The organism is Bacillus sp. N3378-2at (assembly GCF_033412715.1).
In the GTDB taxonomy this organism is placed as follows: domain Bacteria; phylum Bacillota; class Bacilli; order Bacillales; family Bacillaceae; genus Bacillus; species Bacillus subtilis.
The window spans coordinates 1,088,976-1,107,776 of the sequence record NZ_CP117986.1; the positions used below are offsets into that span (position 1 = coordinate 1,088,976).

Annotated in this window: 20 protein-coding genes; 1 reads left to right on the forward strand and 19 read right to left on the reverse strand. The window is 45.1% G+C overall.

Annotation, left to right across the window (positions count from 1 at the left end; genetic code table 11):
- Window positions 1-45 precede the first annotated feature (45 nt).
- The 9 genes from fabG to PUN35_RS06105 all read right to left on the reverse strand — a co-directional run bounded on the left by fabG (window position 46) and on the right by PUN35_RS06105 (window position 9,235).
- Complete coding sequence (fabG, locus tag PUN35_RS06065; protein WP_014476789.1) at window positions 46-786, reverse strand: 3-oxoacyl-[acyl-carrier-protein] reductase; 741 nt, start codon at window positions 784-786, stop codon at window positions 46-48.
- Complete coding sequence (gene fabD, locus PUN35_RS06070; RefSeq protein ID WP_014479769.1) at window positions 779-1,732, reverse strand: ACP S-malonyltransferase; 954 nt, start codon at window positions 1,730-1,732, stop codon at window positions 779-781. The genes fabG and fabD overlap by 8 nt, the downstream gene beginning before the upstream one ends.
- An 18-nt stretch (window positions 1,733-1,750) precedes the next feature.
- Window positions 1,751-2,752, reverse strand: coding sequence for a phosphate acyltransferase PlsX (gene plsX, locus PUN35_RS06075; RefSeq protein WP_014479768.1), 1,002 nt, complete (start codon window positions 2,750-2,752; stop codon window positions 1,751-1,753).
- Between the two features lie 13 nt (window positions 2,753-2,765).
- Entirely contained in the window at window positions 2,766-3,332 is a 567-nt protein-coding gene (fapR, locus tag PUN35_RS06080; protein WP_003232044.1) for a transcription factor FapR, read from the reverse strand.
- Window positions 3,333-3,440: 108 nt separating this feature from the next.
- Complete coding sequence (gene recG / locus PUN35_RS06085; protein ID WP_014479767.1) at window positions 3,441-5,489, reverse strand: ATP-dependent DNA helicase RecG; 2,049 nt, start codon at window positions 5,487-5,489, stop codon at window positions 3,441-3,443.
- Complete coding sequence (sdaAA, locus tag PUN35_RS06090) at window positions 5,467-6,369, reverse strand: L-serine ammonia-lyase, iron-sulfur-dependent, subunit alpha (RefSeq protein WP_003232049.1); 903 nt, start codon at window positions 6,367-6,369, stop codon at window positions 5,467-5,469. The genes recG and sdaAA overlap by 23 nt, the downstream gene beginning before the upstream one ends.
- 25 nt (window positions 6,370-6,394) lie before the next feature.
- A complete protein-coding gene (sdaAB, locus tag PUN35_RS06095; protein ID WP_014479766.1) occupies window positions 6,395-7,057 on the reverse strand; it encodes an L-serine ammonia-lyase, iron-sulfur-dependent subunit beta in 663 nt (220 codons plus the stop codon).
- 138 nt (window positions 7,058-7,195) lie between these two features.
- Window positions 7,196-8,857, reverse strand: a complete 1,662-nt coding sequence (locus PUN35_RS06100) for a DAK2 domain-containing protein (protein WP_003232052.1) — start codon at window positions 8,855-8,857, stop codon at window positions 7,196-7,198.
- Between the two features lie 15 nt (window positions 8,858-8,872).
- Window positions 8,873-9,235: an Asp23/Gls24 family envelope stress response protein gene (locus PUN35_RS06105; protein ID WP_003232054.1), complete on the reverse strand. Its 363-nt coding sequence runs from the start codon at window positions 9,233-9,235 to the stop codon at window positions 8,873-8,875.
- Window positions 9,236-9,511: 276 nt separating this feature from the next.
- On the opposite strand from PUN35_RS06105, the gene rpmB reads away from it, so the two are divergent.
- Window positions 9,512-9,700 (forward strand): 50S ribosomal protein L28, encoded by a 189-nt coding sequence (gene rpmB / locus PUN35_RS06110; RefSeq protein WP_003221548.1) that lies wholly within the window; start codon window positions 9,512-9,514, stop codon window positions 9,698-9,700.
- 72 nt (window positions 9,701-9,772) lie between these two features.
- On the opposite strand, the gene spoVM is transcribed toward rpmB, so the two are convergent.
- The 10 genes from spoVM to def all read right to left on the reverse strand — a co-directional run bounded on the left by spoVM (window position 9,773) and on the right by def (window position 18,787).
- Window positions 9,773-9,853 (reverse strand): stage V sporulation protein SpoVM, encoded by an 81-nt coding sequence (gene spoVM, locus PUN35_RS06115; RefSeq protein WP_003221545.1) that lies wholly within the window; start codon window positions 9,851-9,853, stop codon window positions 9,773-9,775.
- Between the two features lie 71 nt (window positions 9,854-9,924).
- Window positions 9,925-10,569, reverse strand: a complete 645-nt coding sequence (locus PUN35_RS06120; protein WP_014479765.1) for a thiamine diphosphokinase — start codon at window positions 10,567-10,569, stop codon at window positions 9,925-9,927.
- Between the two features lie 72 nt (window positions 10,570-10,641).
- A complete protein-coding gene (gene rpe, locus PUN35_RS06125; RefSeq protein WP_003232058.1) occupies window positions 10,642-11,295 on the reverse strand; it encodes a ribulose-phosphate 3-epimerase in 654 nt (217 codons plus the stop codon).
- A 4-nt stretch (window positions 11,296-11,299) separates the two neighbouring features.
- Entirely contained in the window at window positions 11,300-12,196 is an 897-nt protein-coding gene (gene rsgA, locus PUN35_RS06130; protein ID WP_014479764.1) for a ribosome small subunit-dependent GTPase A, read from the reverse strand.
- A 14-nt stretch (window positions 12,197-12,210) separates the two neighbouring features.
- Window positions 12,211-14,157 (reverse strand): serine/threonine protein kinase PrkC, encoded by a 1,947-nt coding sequence (prkC, locus tag PUN35_RS06135; RefSeq protein ID WP_014479763.1) that lies wholly within the window; start codon window positions 14,155-14,157, stop codon window positions 12,211-12,213.
- On the reverse strand, window positions 14,151-14,915 hold the full coding sequence (gene prpC, locus PUN35_RS06140) for a protein-serine/threonine phosphatase PrpC (RefSeq protein ID WP_014479762.1): 765 nt from the start codon (window positions 14,913-14,915) through the stop codon (window positions 14,151-14,153). The genes prkC and prpC overlap by 7 nt, the downstream gene beginning before the upstream one ends.
- A 6-nt stretch (window positions 14,916-14,921) precedes the next feature.
- Window positions 14,922-16,013 (reverse strand): dual-specificity RNA methyltransferase RlmN, encoded by a 1,092-nt coding sequence (rlmN, locus tag PUN35_RS06145; protein ID WP_014476780.1) that lies wholly within the window; start codon window positions 16,011-16,013, stop codon window positions 14,922-14,924.
- Window positions 16,014-16,016: 3 nt separating this feature from the next.
- Window positions 16,017-17,360 (reverse strand): 16S rRNA (cytosine(967)-C(5))-methyltransferase RsmB, encoded by a 1,344-nt coding sequence (gene rsmB / locus PUN35_RS06150; RefSeq protein ID WP_014479761.1) that lies wholly within the window; start codon window positions 17,358-17,360, stop codon window positions 16,017-16,019.
- Window positions 17,347-18,300, reverse strand: a complete 954-nt coding sequence (gene fmt, locus PUN35_RS06155; protein ID WP_014479760.1) for a methionyl-tRNA formyltransferase — start codon at window positions 18,298-18,300, stop codon at window positions 17,347-17,349. Before fmt ends, rsmB begins: the two co-directional genes overlap by 14 nt.
- A 4-nt stretch (window positions 18,301-18,304) precedes the next feature.
- The gene (def, locus tag PUN35_RS06160; protein ID WP_014479759.1) at window positions 18,305-18,787 is read right to left on the reverse strand and encodes a peptide deformylase; all 483 of its coding nucleotides are present in this window, start codon (window positions 18,785-18,787) and stop codon (window positions 18,305-18,307) included.
- Window positions 18,788-18,801 lie beyond the last annotated feature (14 nt).

The window sequence follows — 18,801 nt, forward strand, 5'->3', positions numbered from 1 at the left end:
TTTTAAAAAACTAGAGAAACTATGATGAAATTTTCGAGAAAAAACTTACATCACCATTCCGCCGTCAATATGAAGCGTTTGGCCTGTCATATAACGGGCTCCCTCTGAAGCTAGGAACGTGACAACACTGCTGACATCGCTAGGTTCACCAAAGCGCGCGAGCGGAATTTGTTTCAGCATTTCGTCTTGAACGTCTTTTGCAAGTTTATCTGTCATATCAGTTGAGATAAATCCTGGCGCTATTGCGTTTACCGTAATATTTCGGCTGGCGAGCTCTTTAGCAGAAGACTTGGTTAAACCGATGACGCCGGCTTTTGCAGCCACGTAGTTGGCCTGTCCAGGGTTTCCGCTGACGCCGACGATAGACGATACGTTAATAATGCGGCCTGAACGCTGTTTCATCATTTGTCTTGTAACAGCTTTTGTGCAGTTGAAAACACCCTTCAGGTTAATGTTAATGACGTCATCCCATTCGTCTTCTTTCATTCTCATGATGAGATTGTCTCTTGTAATTCCCGCATTATTAACTAGAATGTCAATCGTAGAAAAAACAGACAATGTTTCTTTTATCATGTTTTGTACATCTTCGGGATTTGATACATCCGCTTTTACAGCAATTGCGTTTCTGCCCATTGATTTGATTTCATCTACCACTTCATTTGCTTTCGCTTCATTGCCGGAGTAGTTCACGACAACATTTGCTCCGCTTTTTGCCAGATCAAGGGCGATTGAGCGGCCGATTCCGCGGGATGCGCCAGTGACAATAGCCGTTTTATCATTAAGCATTATCATTCTCCTCCTTAAGCGTTTGAATTGCCAGCTCGATCGTTTCCGGATCTGATACAGCAATTGTTTTTAACCGTCTATTTACTTTTTTCACAAGGCCTGAAAGCACTTTTCCGGGACCGATTTCAATAAAAGTCGTAACACCCTCTGCGATCAGCTTGTTAATGCTTTCCTCAAAACGAACCGGAGAGTAAAGCTGCTCAATAAGTTTTTCTTTGATATCTGCTTTTTCAGTCATCACGTCAGCAGAAACATTTGAGATGACCGGAATGTCAGCGTCTTTTATGTCACAGGCGTCCAATACCTCTTTCAGCTTTTCAGCAGCCGGTTTCATCAGTTCAGAATGGAACGGACCGCTTACTTCAAGCGGAATTGCGCGTTTTGCGCCGTTCTCTTTTGCCAGTTCAGATGCAAGCTCAACCCCTTTAGCTGTTCCGGAAATGACGATTTGGCCAGGACAGTTGAGATTCGCAAGCTGTACAAGGTTGCCTTCCTCTGTGACTTTATCGGTTACTTGCTTTAATGCTTCAGCATCCATGCCGAGAATCGCAGCCATTGCTCCTTCGCCAGCCGGTACCGCTTCATTCATAAACTCTCCGCGTTTTCTGACGGTATAAACAGCATCTTTGAAAGACAGAGCGCCAGCCGCAACCAGTGCAGAATATTCACCAAGGCTGTGTCCTGCTGTGAAATCAGGTGTAATGCCAGATTCTTTAAATTTCTCAAGAACAGCGATGCTTGTCGTAAGCAAAGCAGGCTGCGCATTGTATGTAAGTGTTAATTCTTCAGCAGCCCCCTCAAAAATAAGCGAGCTGAGCTTTGTTTCTAACGTTTCATCGGCTTCATCAAACAGACGCTTTGCAGCAGGCACCTGCTCATAAAGCTCTTTTCCCATGCCGATAAATTGTGATCCCTGACCCGGGAATAAAAATGCAATCTTACTCATGATGTAAAAACCTCCAGACTACTCATCTGTTTTTTCTTCTTTCACTTCTTCCTGAATGAGCGCAGCCACATTTTGGCTGACCATCTCTCTTGCTTGCCGAATCGCATGGAATACAGCATTTGAATCTGAAGAGCCGTGCGCCTTGATCACAGGCGCTTTTAAGCCAAAAAGACTTGCTCCGCCATAATTCGAATACTCCATATTCATTTTCATTTCTTTCAATTTTGGCTTCAGCACAGCTGCTGCAAGCTTGGATGTCAAAGTAGACGTCATTACGTCTCTCATCATTTTAAAAATAGACAACGCAGAGCCTTCCAGCGTTTTGAGTGTAACATTCCCGGTAAAGCCGTCTGTTACTACAACATCCGCCACATCATCTAAAAGGTCTCGCGCTTCCACGTTTCCGATAAAATTGATGTTTGCTGTTTCTTTTAAAATTTGAAACGTCTGCTTCGTCAGTTCGTTTCCTTTTTTATCTTCTGTTCCGACATTTAAAAGTCCGACTCTCGGTGAAGTGACACCGCGCACTTGCTGAGAATAAACAGAACCCATGATGGCATATTGAACGAGGTGCTCCGGTTTGGCATCGACATTGGCGCCGACATCAAGGAGAAGAAATCCGTCTCCCGAAACAGTCGGAAGTGTCGGGGCAAGCGCCGGACGGTCAATTCCTTTAATTCTTCCGACAATAAAGAGACCGGCTGTCATTAATGCACCGGTATTTCCTGCTGAAATGCAGGCGTCAGCTCTGTTTTCCGCAACCTCCTGCGCCATAAGAACCATAGATGAGTTCTTTTTTCTTCGCACGGCACGGACAGGTTCATCCGTAGGCTCAATCACTTCATCTGCGTGCAGCACCGTGATGCGATCTGATGTAGTTGTTAAATGTGATTCTATCGTTGTTTTGTCACCGACAAGTGTGATATGGAGATCATCAAATGCCTCTATACCTTTTATAACTCCGTCAATAACAGCTTTGGGAGCGTGGTCTCCTCCCATTGCATCTACAGCTATTCTCATGCATGCTCCACCTTTATGAATGTTTTGAACGATACATGTCAAAGCGTCCAGAAAAAACAATTTCTTCGCCAACGTAGCTGTTCACTTCGACAACCGTTCTTCCTTTTTCTTTTTCGACAGCCGTCACTTTCGCTTTTGCTACGACACGTTCACCCTGCTTTACCTGTCTTGTAAAGCGGATGTCTGCACTTGCAGTCAGCGCCAGCTCGTCATCAATGACTGCAACTGCCAAAGAATTCGCCTGTGCAAATAAATGGTGTCCTCTCGCAATCTGATTCCGGCTGAACACGTGCTCCTGTTTTATTTCTAAAATGGATATCGCCTGATCATCCAGCTCAAGGTCAATAATTTCTCCGATAACTTCATCAAGTGACAGAGACTTCACTTCGTCCTCAAGTGTTTTCTCTGCCACGTTCTTAATTCTTTCTCTCAGTTCAGGTATGGAAAGCTCTAAGCGGTCCAAACGTATCGTCTGGATGCTCACCCCGAATTTACCCGCTAATTCTTCATCTGTAATAAAGGGGGTTGCTTGAATCGTCTGCTGAAGTAATTCCTGGCGTTCTCTCTTATTTCTTCTCATATCTAAACACCATCCGGACAATTAAGACTAGGTACTAATAGTAGTATATAATTTCATAGATTGGAATGCAACGATTGTTTCTGGCTGAACACCAAAAACTTCTGATACTCAGCTTAATTTTTCCCCGTCCATTACTCCGCTCTTCAGCAATTCATCTCTTAACACAGCGTATTCCGGCTCCTTCCAGAACGCGTCAGAAGCCACAAGATTCGCAGCATCCTGCCTTGCCGTTTCAAGCGCTCTGTAATCATGAACCATGTCCGCCACTTTAAATTCCGGCATTCCGCTTTGTTTTTTCCCGAAGAAATCACCGGGACCTCTCAGTTCCAGATCCTTTTCAGACAGCTCGAAACCGTCATTGGTCTCCGACATGATCCTCATCCGTTCTTTCCCTGTTTCTGATTTTGGATCAGCCATCAGAATACAGAAAGATTGATGCTCACCCCGTCCAACACGGCCGCGCAGCTGGTGAAGCTGTGATAGTCCGAAACGGTCGGCGTCATAAATCACCATAATTGTTGCATTCGGAACATTCACGCCAACCTCCACAACAGTGGTTGATACGAGAATTTGACAGTGATTTGCGCTGAATTCTCTCATGACCTGGTCTTTTTCATCGGAATGCAGCTTTCCATGCATAAGGCCGACATTCCATTTTCCCCGAAAAATATCAGAAAGCATATTGTACACGTCAATGGCGTTTTGCACATCAAGCTTGTCTGATTCTTCAATCAGCGGACAGATGATATAAGCCTGCCTGCCTTGCTTTAATTCTTTTTCGACAAATGCCAATATACGATCCAGCATGTCATGTTTTACCCAATAGGTTTCGATTCTCTTTCGTCCAGCCGGCATCTCATCGATGACAGATACATCCATTTCACCGAACACTGTGATCGCTAACGTTCTTGGGATTGGAGTGGCTGTCATAAAGAGAACATCGGGATCCTGCCCTTTGTTCCGAAGCTTTTTGCGCTGCTCAACTCCAAATCTGTGCTGTTCATCAGTAATAACGAGACTCAGCGCCTTAAACTCCACCTCGTCTTGGATTAAAGCGTGGGTTCCTACAAGAATATCAATCTCACCCGCCGCAAGACGCTCAAGCAGTTCTTTTCGCCGCTTCCCTTTAACAGAGCTTGTCAAAAGAGCAACGCTGACGTCCCATTTTTCAAATAGCGAAACGAGCGAATCAGCATGCTGCTCGGCCAGAATTTCTGTCGGCACCATGAGCGCTCCTTGGTATCCGGATAGGATCGCGGCATACAGTGCAATGGCGGCGACTGCCGTTTTTCCTGATCCAACGTCCCCTTGAAGAAGACGGTTCATTCTGTATGGAGAAGACATGTCTGCTGTTATTTCGCGAAGAACGCGTGACTGGGCGTTTGTGAGGGGAAACGGGAGGCTTTTGATAAATCTCATGAGTTCTTCGTTTGAAAAACGCTGCCGTATCCCTTGTGTCTGCTCTCTTTCCGCCTTTCGGAACGCCTGCATTTTCAACTGAAACAACAAAAATTCTTCATAAACAAACCGCCGTCTGGCAAGCTTTAATGCTTCCCTTGTTTCAGGCTGGTGCATTGCTTTTAACGCTTGATAATAGTCAGGCAGTTTATAGCTTTTTCTTAGCTTTTCCGGAAGAGGATCAGGAAGTGAGTCTGCATATTGGGTCAGCGCCTGCTGAATAAACCGCCTCATCATTTTGACGGTAACATTTTCTTTCACAGAATACACTGGTTCAATGCTTTTGTCTTCTTGATGCGGCCCGTTTTTCAACTCCTGAACAGAGATGGTTTGGCGGTGCTTGTCCCATTTACCTGAAACCGTCACCACAGAGCCGAGCGAAAGCTGCTTCTTCAAATAAGGCCGGTTAAAACATACGGCTGTAATTAAATAGTGGCCGACCAGAAGCCTGAATGTCAGCCTGTTTCGTTTTTTTCCGTAATAGGTAAGAGAAGGCTCTGAATGAACCTTCCCTTCAACTGTGACTCTTTCATCATGCTTTACTTCTTCTAAATCCCTCAGCTCGTAGTCATCATAGCGATAAGGGAAATAATTCAGAAGATCAGAAATGTCATAAATACCGAGTTCGTGTAATGTTTTTTCTGTTTCCGGCCCAATACCCTTAATGTTAGCTATACTAGTTTGCTGATGTTGTTTCACGTGAACCTAGCGCTCCTCCGAAAATTTTTTTCTCTAATTCTCTTCCTGTCGGTGTTGCCGCTAAACCGCCCTGGCCTGTTTCTCTAAGTGCAGTTGGCATCGTTTGGCCTATTTTATACATGGCATCGATAACCTCATCACATGGAATACGGCTTGTAATGCCCGCCAATGCCATATCAGCGGCAATCATTGCATTTGACGCGCCCATCGCATTCCGTTTCACGCAAGGCACCTCAACAAGCCCTGCAACAGGGTCGCACACGAGGCCTAGCATATTTTTTAATGTAATGGCCATGGCTTCCGCGCTTTGTTCGGGTGTTCCTCCTGCCATTTCAACAATGGCCGCAGCCGCCATGCCTGAAGCTGATCCAACCTCTGCCTGACATCCTCCGGCGGCGCCGGAAATGCTTGCGTTATTAGCCACGACAAATCCGAAAGCCCCGGCCGTAAACAAAAAGCGGATCATTTGTTCTCTTGTTGGATTCAGCTTTTCTTTTACAGCAAATAACGTACCGGGCACCACACCGGCAGAACCTGCAGTCGGTGTCGCACAGATGGTTCCCATTGCTGCATTTACTTCATTTGTTGCAACGGCTTTCGATACAGCATCTAAAATCAGCGGGCCAGACAGGCTTTTTCCTGATCGAATATAGGCCTGCAATTTAACGGCATCTCCGCCTGTTAAGCCCGTTTGGCTCGTAACTCCCTCGAGTCCTTTCTGAACCGCCGCTTCCATAACAGACAGGTTATGATCCATCTGCTGAAAAATGTCCTCTTTTGTTTTTTCTGTTACTTCCATCTCTTGAGCTATCATCACATCAGAGATCAATATTTGTTTTTCTTTAGTAATCTCAATTAATTCTTTTACATTACGAAACATAACTGGCTCCTCCTGACCCTTTTCGCTAGTCAGCAATCTTTGTCACTTGAATAATATTCGGCAGCTTCGACAGCTCGTCGAGAATGTGGTCGTCAATATTTTGGTCGACCTCTATTGTCATCAGCGCAAGCTGGCCGATATCTTTCCGGGCTACTTCCATATGTCCTACGTTGATTGAAAATTTCGCCAGAACATTGGCAACACCGGCAATTGTGCCAAACTTGTCATTATGAACAACTAATATGGCCGGATGATTTCCTGACAGCCGGAGCTCAAAACCATTCAATTCTGTGATTTCAATCTTTCCTCCGCCAATCGAAATACCCGTCAGTTCCAGCTCACCCTTTTCATCAGAAATGGTGATTTTTGTTGTGTTCGGATGGACCGGGACTGCGTCTTCTACCCGAAACTCTATATCAATTCCTTTAGCTTCTGCAATTTGTATAGCGGTTTTAATCCGTTCATCGAATGTATCAAAATCAAGCAATCCGCCGATAATCGCGACATCTGTGCCGTGGCCCTTATACGTTTCCGCAAACGAGCCGTAAAAAGATACAATGATGCGCTCAGGCTCTCTGCCAAATAAACTTCTGGCCACTCTCCCGATTCTAGCAGCTCCCGCTGTATGAGAGCTGGACGGACCGATCATAACCGGGCCGATAATATCAAAAACGCTTCTGTATTTCATGCTATTCCTCCTTATGAACCAGAGCTTATTAGCGCTTTGCTTCTAGACTAATTGATCAGATATAAAATGGCAAGCGGGCGCGTTACAGCGCTGCCGCACTTAAAAGCAGACATAAGAATAGAAGGGCAAATTGCCCTTCTATTCTGCTGAAACTATATACGAATACAGAGGCTGTTTCCCATTGTGGATCTCAACCTCAATCTCCTCGTACTTTTCACTGAGAAACGCTTCAAGCTGCTCAGCTTCTTCCTGAGACGCATCCTCACCATATAGAATGGTCACGATTTCATCATCTTCTCCGATCATTTCTGACAGCAGCATTTTCGCGGCTGACAGCTGATTTTCAGAAGTGCCGATAATCGTTCCATTCAGAATGCCCATAAAGTCGCCTTTTTTAATATCTTTACCGTCAATATGAGTATCTCTGACTGAGAACGTCACCTGTCCGCTTTTTACTTGCTGAATGGCGCTTAGCATATTGGCCTCGTTCGCTTCAGCTTCTTGATCCGGGTTAAAAGCCAGCAGGGCTGACATCCCTTGCGGAACCGTTTTAGCAGGAATGACAAAAACCTGTTCATCCACTACGCTGGCCGCTTGGTTAGCAGCCATGATAATGTTGGAGTTGTTAGGCAGGATAAATACCGTATCTGCATTTACAGACTTCACGGCATCAACAATATCCTCAGTGCTTGGGTTCATGGTCTGGCCGCCTTCAATCACAACAGAAGCGCCAATGCTTTTGAATAGGTCTGAAATTCCTTCTCCCATCGCCACAGTCACAATGCCATACGGCTGCTTTGCCGGCGGTATTTCGTTGTCTGCAGGTTTGCTTTCTTGACTGATGATAGAGGTATGCTGTTCTCTCATATTTTCTATTTTTATTTTGATCAATTCACCGTAATGCTGGGCGTAGTTTAACACGTTTCCCGGCTCTTCAGCATGAATATGAACCTTCGCCAGCGATTCATCCGCAATCACAAGCAGAGAATCTCCGAACTGGCTGAGGTCTTGCCTGAACGTGCCTTCGTCGAACTCTCTTTTTGTCTGATCAAGCCTAACCATCACTTCGGTACAGAATCCAAATTCAATATCTTCGGTATTCATCATGCTTTGCGCGCTCTTGTGATGCTCTGCGCTGACCATGTCGTCAAGTGACGGAAGAACTGCTTTCTGAGGTACAGTTTCACCTTTTAATGAAGCAAGGAAACCTTCATACACACAGAGCAGGCCTTTGCCCCCGCTATCGACAACTCCTACTTCCTTTAGGACAGGTAGCAATTCAGGGGTGCGGTTTAAAGACGCCTCTGCTTCTTCTGTCACTGCAATCATCAGCGCAGTGATATCGGTTTCTTTTTCTGCTAAGATCATCGCTTTTTTTGCAGCGTCTTTTGCAACTGTTAAAATGGTGCCCTCTACAGGTTTCATGACAGCTTTATACGCCATGTCTACACCTGCTTGCAGCGCAGCGGCAAACTCAAGTGCATTAATTTCTTTTTTCGTTTCAATGCTTTTGCTAAATCCGCGGAACAATTGGGATAGGATAACTCCTGAATTTCCGCGTGCTCCCATGAGCAGCCCTTTAGATAACGCGGAACCCACCTTCCCGATATCATCCGTATCCATTTGTTCAACTTCTCTTGCTCCGGAAGTCATCGACAGGTTCATATTTGTTCCCGTATCACCGTCCGGCACCGGAAACACGTTCAGTGCATCAACTGCACTGGCGTTTTGAGACAGATTCTGCGCTCCCGCAAGAATCATCTCGGCAAAGGTTCTGCCGTTTAATGTTCTGATAGACAATCCTACTCCTCCTAACTACGGGTTCGTCACTCGTACGCCTTGGACATAAATATTGACAGAGTCCACTGCCAGTCCGATGGTTTGATTTACTGTGTACTTTACTTTTGTTTGGACATTATGTGCCACTTCAGAAATTTTCGTGCCGTAGCTGACAATGATATACATGTCGATATGTATCTGTTCTCCTTCTTGGCGAACTTGGACACCCCTGCTGAAATTCTCTTTCCGAAGGATTTCAGTCAGTCCGTCTTTAATCTGGTTTTTAGAGGCCATGCCGACAATGCCGTAACAGTCAACCGCCGCGCCTCCTGCAACCATCGCGATGACTTCATTAGATATATCAATCTGTCCGTACTTCGTTCTTAATTCAATGGACACACTAGTTCCTCCTTCGAATGCATAGAGTTACAGCTATTCTACTATATGGTTTCCATTATGAAAAGACCAGGCAATAATCGCTGGCCGTACCTCTACATATACTATAGCGCTGCTGTTTCCGCAAGATGTCAAGTGAATTTTCTTGAAAGATGATGAAACAATAGTTGCAAACGTTTTTTAGCTGTGGTAAATTATTTAAAGTATCCATATCGAAAGCATCTAAGATTATATGAATGTTAAAAAGTAGATGTTTTGTGCAAGTGAGGAGGGAAACAAATGGCACGTAAATGCGTTATCACAGGTAAAAAAACAACAGCTGGGAATAACCGTTCTCACGCAATGAACGCTTCTAAGCGCACTTGGGGCGCGAATCTTCAAAAGGTTCGTATCCTTGTGAACGGAAAACCTAAAAAAGTATATGTATCTGCTCGAGCTTTGAAATCCGGTAAAGTTGAGCGTGTATAACAAAATGAACGCCTGCCCCGATATGTGGCAGGCGTTTTTATGTGGTGAAAGAGGGCTTTGAACCCCTGGGCCTTAATCTTTTCTAAATGAGCCCAGCATCGCCCGGACAATTCCTCCTAAAAACTTCGGCAATTTAATGGTGTAAAATTTCATTTTTGTCCCCTCCTATAACGTCCCGTAACCGCCTTGTTCATTGTTTTCAGCAATTGAATGAAAGCACATGCTTAATCCGTGCTTCTTATCATTATTAATATGCCTTTTGCAAACGAAAAAGTACCTCGTGAATGAATGAGTTCGTTACTAATACATAGTGTTGAACCGAGCGTAATATGACAATTATTTAGAGGATATTTAAAACCGGTCAGGGTCAGCTCATGTATGTCTTCGGAAAACGGTATGAAGGAGATATATCGCTTATTTTCATCCTTCTCAATATCATATTCACCAGGAGGGAACATTTGAATATGATTTTGTTTGTCTATCAGCCTAATTTTTATGTTCGTTTTTACACCTCTATACAGTAGCTGAATGTTTCCTAAAAAATGATCAGCTCTGCCGCCTGTAATGCCGAAAATCTGAATAATATCCGGCTGCTTTTCCAGCGCCCAATCAAGGGCGAGGTCTAAATCTGTTTGATCTTTTTCTGCTTGATACACATGAAGGGCGGGAGCGGCTTTTTCTATTCGCCGGCGTTCTTGCTCCGTTATGCTGTCAAAATCTCCGAAGGCTTCAACAGGAATGATCCCGGCATCTAAGAGAGTGACGGTGCCTTTGTCAACACCGATCCAAAGCGTGTGTTCATCCGTATAGCCGGTTAGATCGGGAATGAGATTTTTCGGGCCTCCCGCAACGATATTAATTGTTTTCATCTCTGATTCCTTTCTCTGCATACAGGAAAAAGAGCTTAGGCTATTGTATGCCCAGCTCTTTTCTAAAGCTGCTTATTTACTTCCTCTGATTTCAGAAATTGCTTTTTTGCGGTCAGACTGCCCATAAACAGCTGAACCGGCAACGAGTAAATTTGCGCCCGCTTCAATGACGAGCGGAGCGGTTTCTTTGTTGACGCCGCCGTCTACTTCAATTAACAGATCTTTTTTTCCTTTTTCATCCGCCATTCGCTTAACCTCTTTTATCTTAGGAAGGACTGAATGAATAAATTTCTGGCCGCCGAAGCCCGGGTTCACCGTCATTAAAAGAACAAGATCAAGATCGTCGAAAACATGCTCGATGACTTGAACAGGAGTATGCGGGTTTAGAACTACTCCGGCCTTCACTCCTTGCTCTTTAATGAGCTGGATGGTACGGTGCAGGTGCGGACATGCCTCAGCATGTACAGACAGGATATCTGCGCCTGCTTTCGCAAAAGCCGGGATATAACGATCCGGCTCTTCTATCATTAAATGGACATCAAGCGGCAGATCCGTTACCGGCCGGACTGCTTCTACAATCAGCGGACCGATTGTGATATTCGGGACAAAATGGCCGTCCATAACATCAATATGAATACAATCGGCTCCGCCTTTTTCTACATCTTTAATCTCATTGCCTAAAGCGGCAAAATCAGCGGAAAGAATAGATGGTGCAACCTTTATCATTATGCTAATACCTCGGCTTTCTGTCTTTAATCTCCGTCATAAATTCAACATAATGGTCATAGCGATACTGCTTTAATTCCCCGTCTCCAACAGCTTGTTTCACCGCGCATTTCGGCTCTTTCAGATGTAAACAGCCTCTAAATTTGCATGAAGCGCTTTTTTCTCTGATATCTGGGAAGGTATAGCCCAGCTCTTCTTCCTCAATGTCTGTAAATTCAAGCGAGCTGAATCCCGGCGTATCTGCAACCAAACCTCCGGACGTGTGAATCAGCTCCACGTGGCGGGTTGTGTGTTTCCCGCGGCCCAAATGCTCGGAAATCTCGTTTGTTCTCAATCCGAGCTCCGGACTGATCGCGTTGAGAAGCGAGGATTTTCCAACACCGGACTGACCGGCAAATACCGTTGTTTTATCCTGAAAATGCGGGATGATGTCCGTTAAACTGTCTTGGTCCTTAGAGGAGGTAAGGTATACGTCATAACCAATATTCCGATAGTCTTCTGCATAGGCTTGTATCGTATCTTCTGTATCTTGATCTTCAATCAGATCCATTTTAGTAATGCATATAATCGGCTGAATATCATTGGCCTCAACGAGAACCAGGAAGCGGTCGAGCAATGCCGTGCTGAAAGAAGGCTGAACCGCTGAGAAAACAAGGACCGCTTGATCAACGTTGCAAATTGGCGGCCTGATAAGCTCGTTGGTTCTTTCTTTAATTTCCATTAAATATCCTTCTTTGTCATTTTCAGCTTGATACACAACATAATCACCGACAAGAGGGGTAATTTTGTTTTTTCTGAAAATGCCTCTTCCTCTGCATTGTATTACTTTATCTGAATCCTCTGATTCATCCAGTACATAGTAAAAGCCGCTTAGCGCCTTAATAATTTTGCCCTCAGGCATATTTTCCCTCCTTGTTATTCATCTTTCGGATACTCAATGGTTTTGTAGCTGACAACTTTATTGTTTACCATTACTTGATAGTACCCTTTTTGGCCGGGTTCAATCTTTAGTTCGATCGTTCGTTCAGTCGGCTCTTTTATCTTAAATTCTTCGTAAGTGTCAGAGATGCTGTGATCCGCATCGTCAACCGCGATTTGCACTTGAAGCTCGTCCCCTTCATTTTCTGGTTCGTAGGGGATCTTGACCTTTTCTTTCACTGTTTTCGCAGGTTTTTTCTCTGGTCCGAGAGAGAATGTCACTTCAACTTCGTTTCCCGGCTTTACTGCCGTACCTGCTGCTGGTTTTTGTTTGACAACCTGTCCTTCTGGAACATCATCTGAGTATGCTTCTTTTTCTACAAGCTTCAATCCGTTGTCTTCCAGATATCCAGACGCTGCTTCTTTACTATAGGTTTTCAAGTCTCTAAGCGTAATGTCTTCGGGTCCGATACTGACTGTAAGTTTGACTTGATCTTCACTCGGGACAAGCTCAGTCCCTGCTGAAGGATTTTGGTCAATGACAGTGCCCGCATTTTTCTCGTCATTCACTTCATTTACTGTTACATGTTTAAACCCTTGGTCCTTCAACGCTTTTTTTGCCTGGTCGACCGTTTGGCCTGTCACATCACCGATCTCCGTTTTTGCTTTTCCGGTGCTCTTATAAAGGGTGACCGTGGCGCCTTCTTTGACTGTGGTATCCGCTTTAGGATCCGTTTTTACCATCAGGCCCTCTTCAATTTTTTCATCTGAGATTTCCAACAACTCGGAATCAACCTGTAAACCTTCTTTTTCCAAGAGCCCTGCGGCTTTTTCGTATTCCATTCCGGAGACATCAGGTATTTTGACATCCTTAGGCATGAAAAGCGACGGAAAAACAGTGACAGCAAGAATTCCAGCTGTGATAAAAACGAGGCATATCGTGAGCAAAACCCACGGCCACTTTTTTCTTTTACCGTTCTTCTTTGTTTTGTTTTCTTGTGCGGTTGTCACTTCAGCTTCTTTTTCGCCAGCAGCTTTAGCGAGTTCTTCATCTTTAATGATAGGTATCGCTTTTGTCATTTCTTCATCTTCTTGAATCGTAAATCTCTTTTCATTGAGTCTGTCGGCATCAAAAGCTGTTTTTATGTCTGCTTCCATGTCTTCAGCCGTTTCGTAGCGATGAAAAGGATCTTTGGCAGTTGCCTTGAGTATGATGTTTTCAACGCTTTGGGGGACCGATGGATTCCACCTTTTTGCCGAAGGAGTTTCCGCTTGAAGATGCTTCAAGGCGATGCTGACTGCTGACTCTCCATCAAACGGAATACGGCCGGTTAAAAGCTCAAATAGAACGATTCCAAGCGCATAAATATCCGATTTCTTTGTGGCTAAGCCGCCCCGGGCCTGTTCAGGTGATAAGTAATGGACCGAGCCCAGAACTGAATTGGTATGGGTGATTGTGGTCGAACTTAGTGCCGTCGCAATTCCAAAATCCGTTACTTTGATATTTCCCATATGATCAATCAAAATGTTATGCGGCTTGATGTCTCTGTGAACAATCTGGTTTTGATGGGCATGAGCGATGGCTGAGACTATTTGCTCCATGATGTTCAGCGCTTCTTTAGGGTGAAGTGGCCCATTTGCTGTTATGTATTCTTTAAGCGTCATGCCTTCAACGTATTCCATGACAATATAATAAATATCATCTTCCTCGCCCAAATCGTAAATGCTGACAATATTCGGGTGATCGAGGCTTGATGCGGATTGGGCTTCTCTGCGGAAACGTCTGATAAATTCATTGTCATTTGCATAGTCAAACCGCAGGATTTTAATTGCGACTTCACGGTCTAGAATGATATCCTCAGCTAAATACACGTTGGCCATTCCCCCGCCGCCTATAACGCGGAGAATTTGGTAACGCCCGCTGATCCGCTTGCCGATTAGCACTGATCTTCACCCTCTTCAACTTGTAAAGCAAGCTCAAGCAAAACTGCTGTGATGTTGTCTTCTCCGCCGTTCTGATTGGCTTTGTCCACAAGCAGGTTTACTTTTTCCTGAGGAGCTGAATCGCTTTGCAGGATGTCTTTTAACTCAGTGCCTTCCACTTTATTCGTCAGTCCGTCAGAACATAGAAGCAGTTTGTCTCCGGGTTCTATATCAAAGGAACGGGTGTCAATACTGACTGACTGGTCTGTTCCAAGCGCCTTCGTCAACACATTTTTTCGCGGATGATGTTCAGCGTCTTCTCTGGAGATCTCTCCAGTGCGAACCAGTTCATTTACAAGCGAATGGTCTTCTGTCACTTGAACGAAATCATCGTCCTGAAGCAAATAGCATCTGCTGTCTCCGATATGGGCAACAGAAACCGTTTTCCCCGTAAAAAGTGCACATACAATCGTCGTCCCCATGCCTTGGCATTCTTCGTGGGCTTGAGCATGATCGTATATTTTGCTGTTTACCGAAAGAATCTGTTCAATGAGCCATTTTTCACATTCCGAGGGCGCAGTTGGAATCGTCTCTGCTTCATTCCATTTCTCCCCCATGGCTTTCACAGCCATCTTGCTCGCAACATCTCCAGCAAGATGGCCGCCCATGCCATCAGCGACAACCGCTAATATAAATTCATCTTTCCCCTTGAATATCCCCGCATCATCTTCATTATGCTGGCGGATTTTTCCTGTATCTGTTTTTAAGGCTGTTAACAACCCTCATCACCTCGTCTCGTCTTGACGCTCCTTCGCGCGAAGCTGACCGCAGGCTGCGTCAATGTCATGTCCTTGCTCTCTTCGGATTGTGACATTTACTCCGCGGGATTTCAGCGTTTTTTCAAAAGCAAAAATCTGATCACGCGGTGTGCGCACATAGTCCCGTTCAGGCACGTAGTTTACCGGAATCAAGTTCACGTGGCATTTGACTCCTTCCAGCAAGTCGGCAAGCTCTTCGGCGTGTTCCACCTGGTCGTTTACGCCTCCGAACAGCCCGTATTCAAAGCTGATGCGGCGTCCCGTTTTATTAATATAATATTTAACGGCTTCCATTAGATCAGGCAGTTTATATGCTCTGTTAATCGGCATCAAACGGCTTCTGATTTCTGTGTTCGGCGCGTGCAGAGAAATTGCAAAGTTAATCTGCATTTGCTGATCAGCAAATTCGTAAATTTTCGGGATGATTCCACTCGTAGAGACCGTAATATGGCGAGCACCGATATTCAGGCCCTTGTCATGGTTAATGATTTTCAAGAAAGCGAGCATTTCGTTAAAGTTATCAAAAGGTTCGCCGATTCCCATGATCACGACAGAGCTGACGCGTTCATCCGTTTCATCAAGAGCTTTTTGCACTTTGACTACTTGAGCGACAATTTCCCCCGCTTCAAGGTTTCGTTTTAAGCCTCCAAGCGTTGACGCACAGAATGTACAGCCAATACGGCAGCCGACTTGTGTCGTTACACATACAGAATTGCCATACTCGTGTCTCATTAAAACGGTTTCGATGGTATAACCGTCATGAAGCTCAAACAAAAACTTCATCGTACCGTCTTGAGAGGTTTGTTTAACAGCCGTTTTCAGCGTTGTTAACACAAAGTGAGTGTTTAATTTCTCACGCAGATCCTTTGAGAGGTTTGTCATTTCTTCAAAAGAAGATACGCGTTTTTCATATAGCCATTCAAAAATCTGAGCCGCACGGAACGGTTTCTCTCCGTTGTCTGTCAGCCATTGTTTAATTTCGTCTAATTCAAAAGAATAAATCGACGGACGCTCTGTCCGCAATTCTTTTCTTACTTTTGTTTTATTAAGTTCTGCCATTGCTTATCCCTTCTTTCTCATGCTGCAAATAAAGAAACCATCTGTTCCGAAATAATGAGGAAGGATCTGAAGCCTTCCATCCCGAACAAAGGGTCTCACCTTTTCAGGCAGCCGCTTTTCAAGAGACAAATCGGGTTCAAAATCAGGATGTTCTTGTATAAACGCATGTATTACTTCATCATTTTCTGTCCGGTCCATTGTACACGTACTGTAGACAAGAGTGCCACCTTTTTTTACTAATGGTGCGATTTCCCTCAGGATCGACAGCTGGATTTCAGCTAGACGGGCGCTGTCGTCAGGCTTTTTCGTGTATTTCATGTCCGGCTTTCTTCTGATAACACCGAAACCTGAGCACGGGGCATCGACCAATATTCGGTCAAACTGTTCGTTTTCAAACGTTTCCCCCGCTTTTCTAGCATCCATTGTTTCCGCATGAATGATTGTCAGGCCAAGCCGGTCTGCCGCTTCTTTGATCAGCTTCACTTTATGTTTGTGAAGATCAAGCGACGTAACGCTCCCCTTGTTCTGCATTAATTCTGCGATATGAGCCGACTTTCCGCCAGGCGCCGCACACGCGTCAAGCACTGTTTCATCAGGCTTAGGGTCAAGGGCGCGGGCGACGAGCATGGAGCTCTCATCCTGGATGGAAACTTCGCCGTTTTGGAAGAAATGAGTTCCGGCAATTGTTCCCTTTAAGAGCTTCACAGCATCTTCAGCGAGGTCGCCTTTTTCAACTTCGATTCCCTCAGCAGCCATTTGGTCAAGCAGCTCAGCTCTGTCTGCTTTCATTTGATTGACACGCAGCGTCTGCTTCGGCGGAATGAGATGGATGCGGCAAATCTTTTCCGCAGCTTCAAATCCATACGCATCCGCCCACTCTTTCACAAGCCACTCCGGATGGCTTGTTTCTGTCGCCAGCCGGCGTACAGGATCTTCGATCGCGTCAAAGGATGGAACACCTTCGCGCTGAATAGAACGGAGCACGCCGTTGACAAATGAAGCAATGCCTTTGTGTCCGCGGATTTTAGCAATCTCAACCGCTTCATGAATGGCTGCCCTGTCTGGAATCTTCTCTAAATACTCCATTTGATATAAGGATAGGCGAAGAAGCTGAATCACCCACGGCTTTACCTTTTGAGGCTTATTGATAAACGGTTTAAGCATATAATCAAGCGCGATCTTATTTTGTAATGTACCATAGACAAGTTCAGTCAAAAGCCCTCTGTCCTGATCACTCAGTTCATTTGATTTAATGACCGATTTCAGCAGCAGGTTGCTGTATGCCTGGTTTTGTTCTAATTTGATCAGCGCCTCAAGGGCGATGTCACGAACACTAGTTTTTTTCATTGTTTACTCCTAACACATCACCGACTTCAACATGAGCGCCTCGCACAAAGTCTTCGCCTTTCATTCGTTTTTTGCCTGCCGGCTGGAGTTCGGTTAATAACAGAGCCGTCTCGTTACCTGTGGCAACGATAATCCCTTCCTTTTCAACCGCAACGACTGTGCCTGGCTCAGCTTTGGTTGGTGCGGGTGTTTTTTTGGATTCCCACACTTTCAAGTTTTGTCCATTAAGCGTCGTATAGGCAACAGGCCATGGATTTAAGCCGCGGATCTGGTTGTAAAGCTCTTCGCCCGTTCTGGACCAGTCGAGCAGCTCTTGCTCTCTTTTAATGTTAGGCGCGTATGTCGCTTTCTCTTCATCCTGCTTTTCAGGTGAAATGCTGCCGGCAATAACGTTTGGAACCGTTTCTGACAATAGCTTCGCGCCAGCCGCGCTTAATTTATCGTGCAGTGTTCCGACATTGTCGGTTTCTTCAATGTCCACTTCCACTTTTGAGATCATATCGCCCGCATCCAATTTTTCTACCATATACATAATGGTAACCCCGGTTTTCTTCTTTCCCTGCAGAATGGAATAATGAATCGGAGCACCGCCGCGCAGTTCCGGCAAAAGGGATGCGTGAACGTTAATGCAGCCGTACTTTGGACTGTCGAGAAGCTCTTTAGGCAAAATTTGTCCGAATGCCGCCGTTACAATCAGGTCAGGCTTTAATGCCAGCACTTTCTCAATTTCTTCTGTCAATCTGACTTTTTCCGGCTGAAGAACCGGGATGCCGTGACGCAATGCCTCTTCCTTGACCGGAGGAGGTGTCATGACTTTTTTTCTGCCCTTCGGACGGTCCGGCTGTGTGACGACCCCCACTACTTCATATCCGTCCTCAATCAGGGTTCTTAAAACAGGAACTGAAAAATCCGGCGTTCCCATAAATACGATTCTCGTCATCAAATCATCCTTCCATATCCGCTAGTTCATCTTCTGTATAGTATTTACTTATTTTAGATGTAAACAGCACACCGTCTAAGTGGTCCATTTCATGCTGCACGGCTCTTGCTAAAAAGCCTCGCGCTTCCAGAATGAACGGTTTTCCCTGACGGTTAAACGCACGCACTTTGACATAATCGGCACGTTTGACATCACCATAGACGCCAGGAAAGCTCAAGCATCCTTCAATTCCGGTTTGCTCGCCGCTTCTTTCTAAAATTTCAGGATTAACGAGATCAATTCTCCCTCTGTCATCCCCGATATCTACAACGGCCGCTCTTTTTAAAATGCCGATTTGCGGCGCTGCCAGTCCGACACCATCCATTTCAAGCATGGTGTCGTACATATCATCAAGCAGTTTTTTTAGCTTTTTATCAAAAACAGTCACGGTTTCCGCAGGTGTTTCCAAAACCTCCGCAGGATGTGTGACGACCTTTTTTACTGCCAATTTGTTACCCTCCA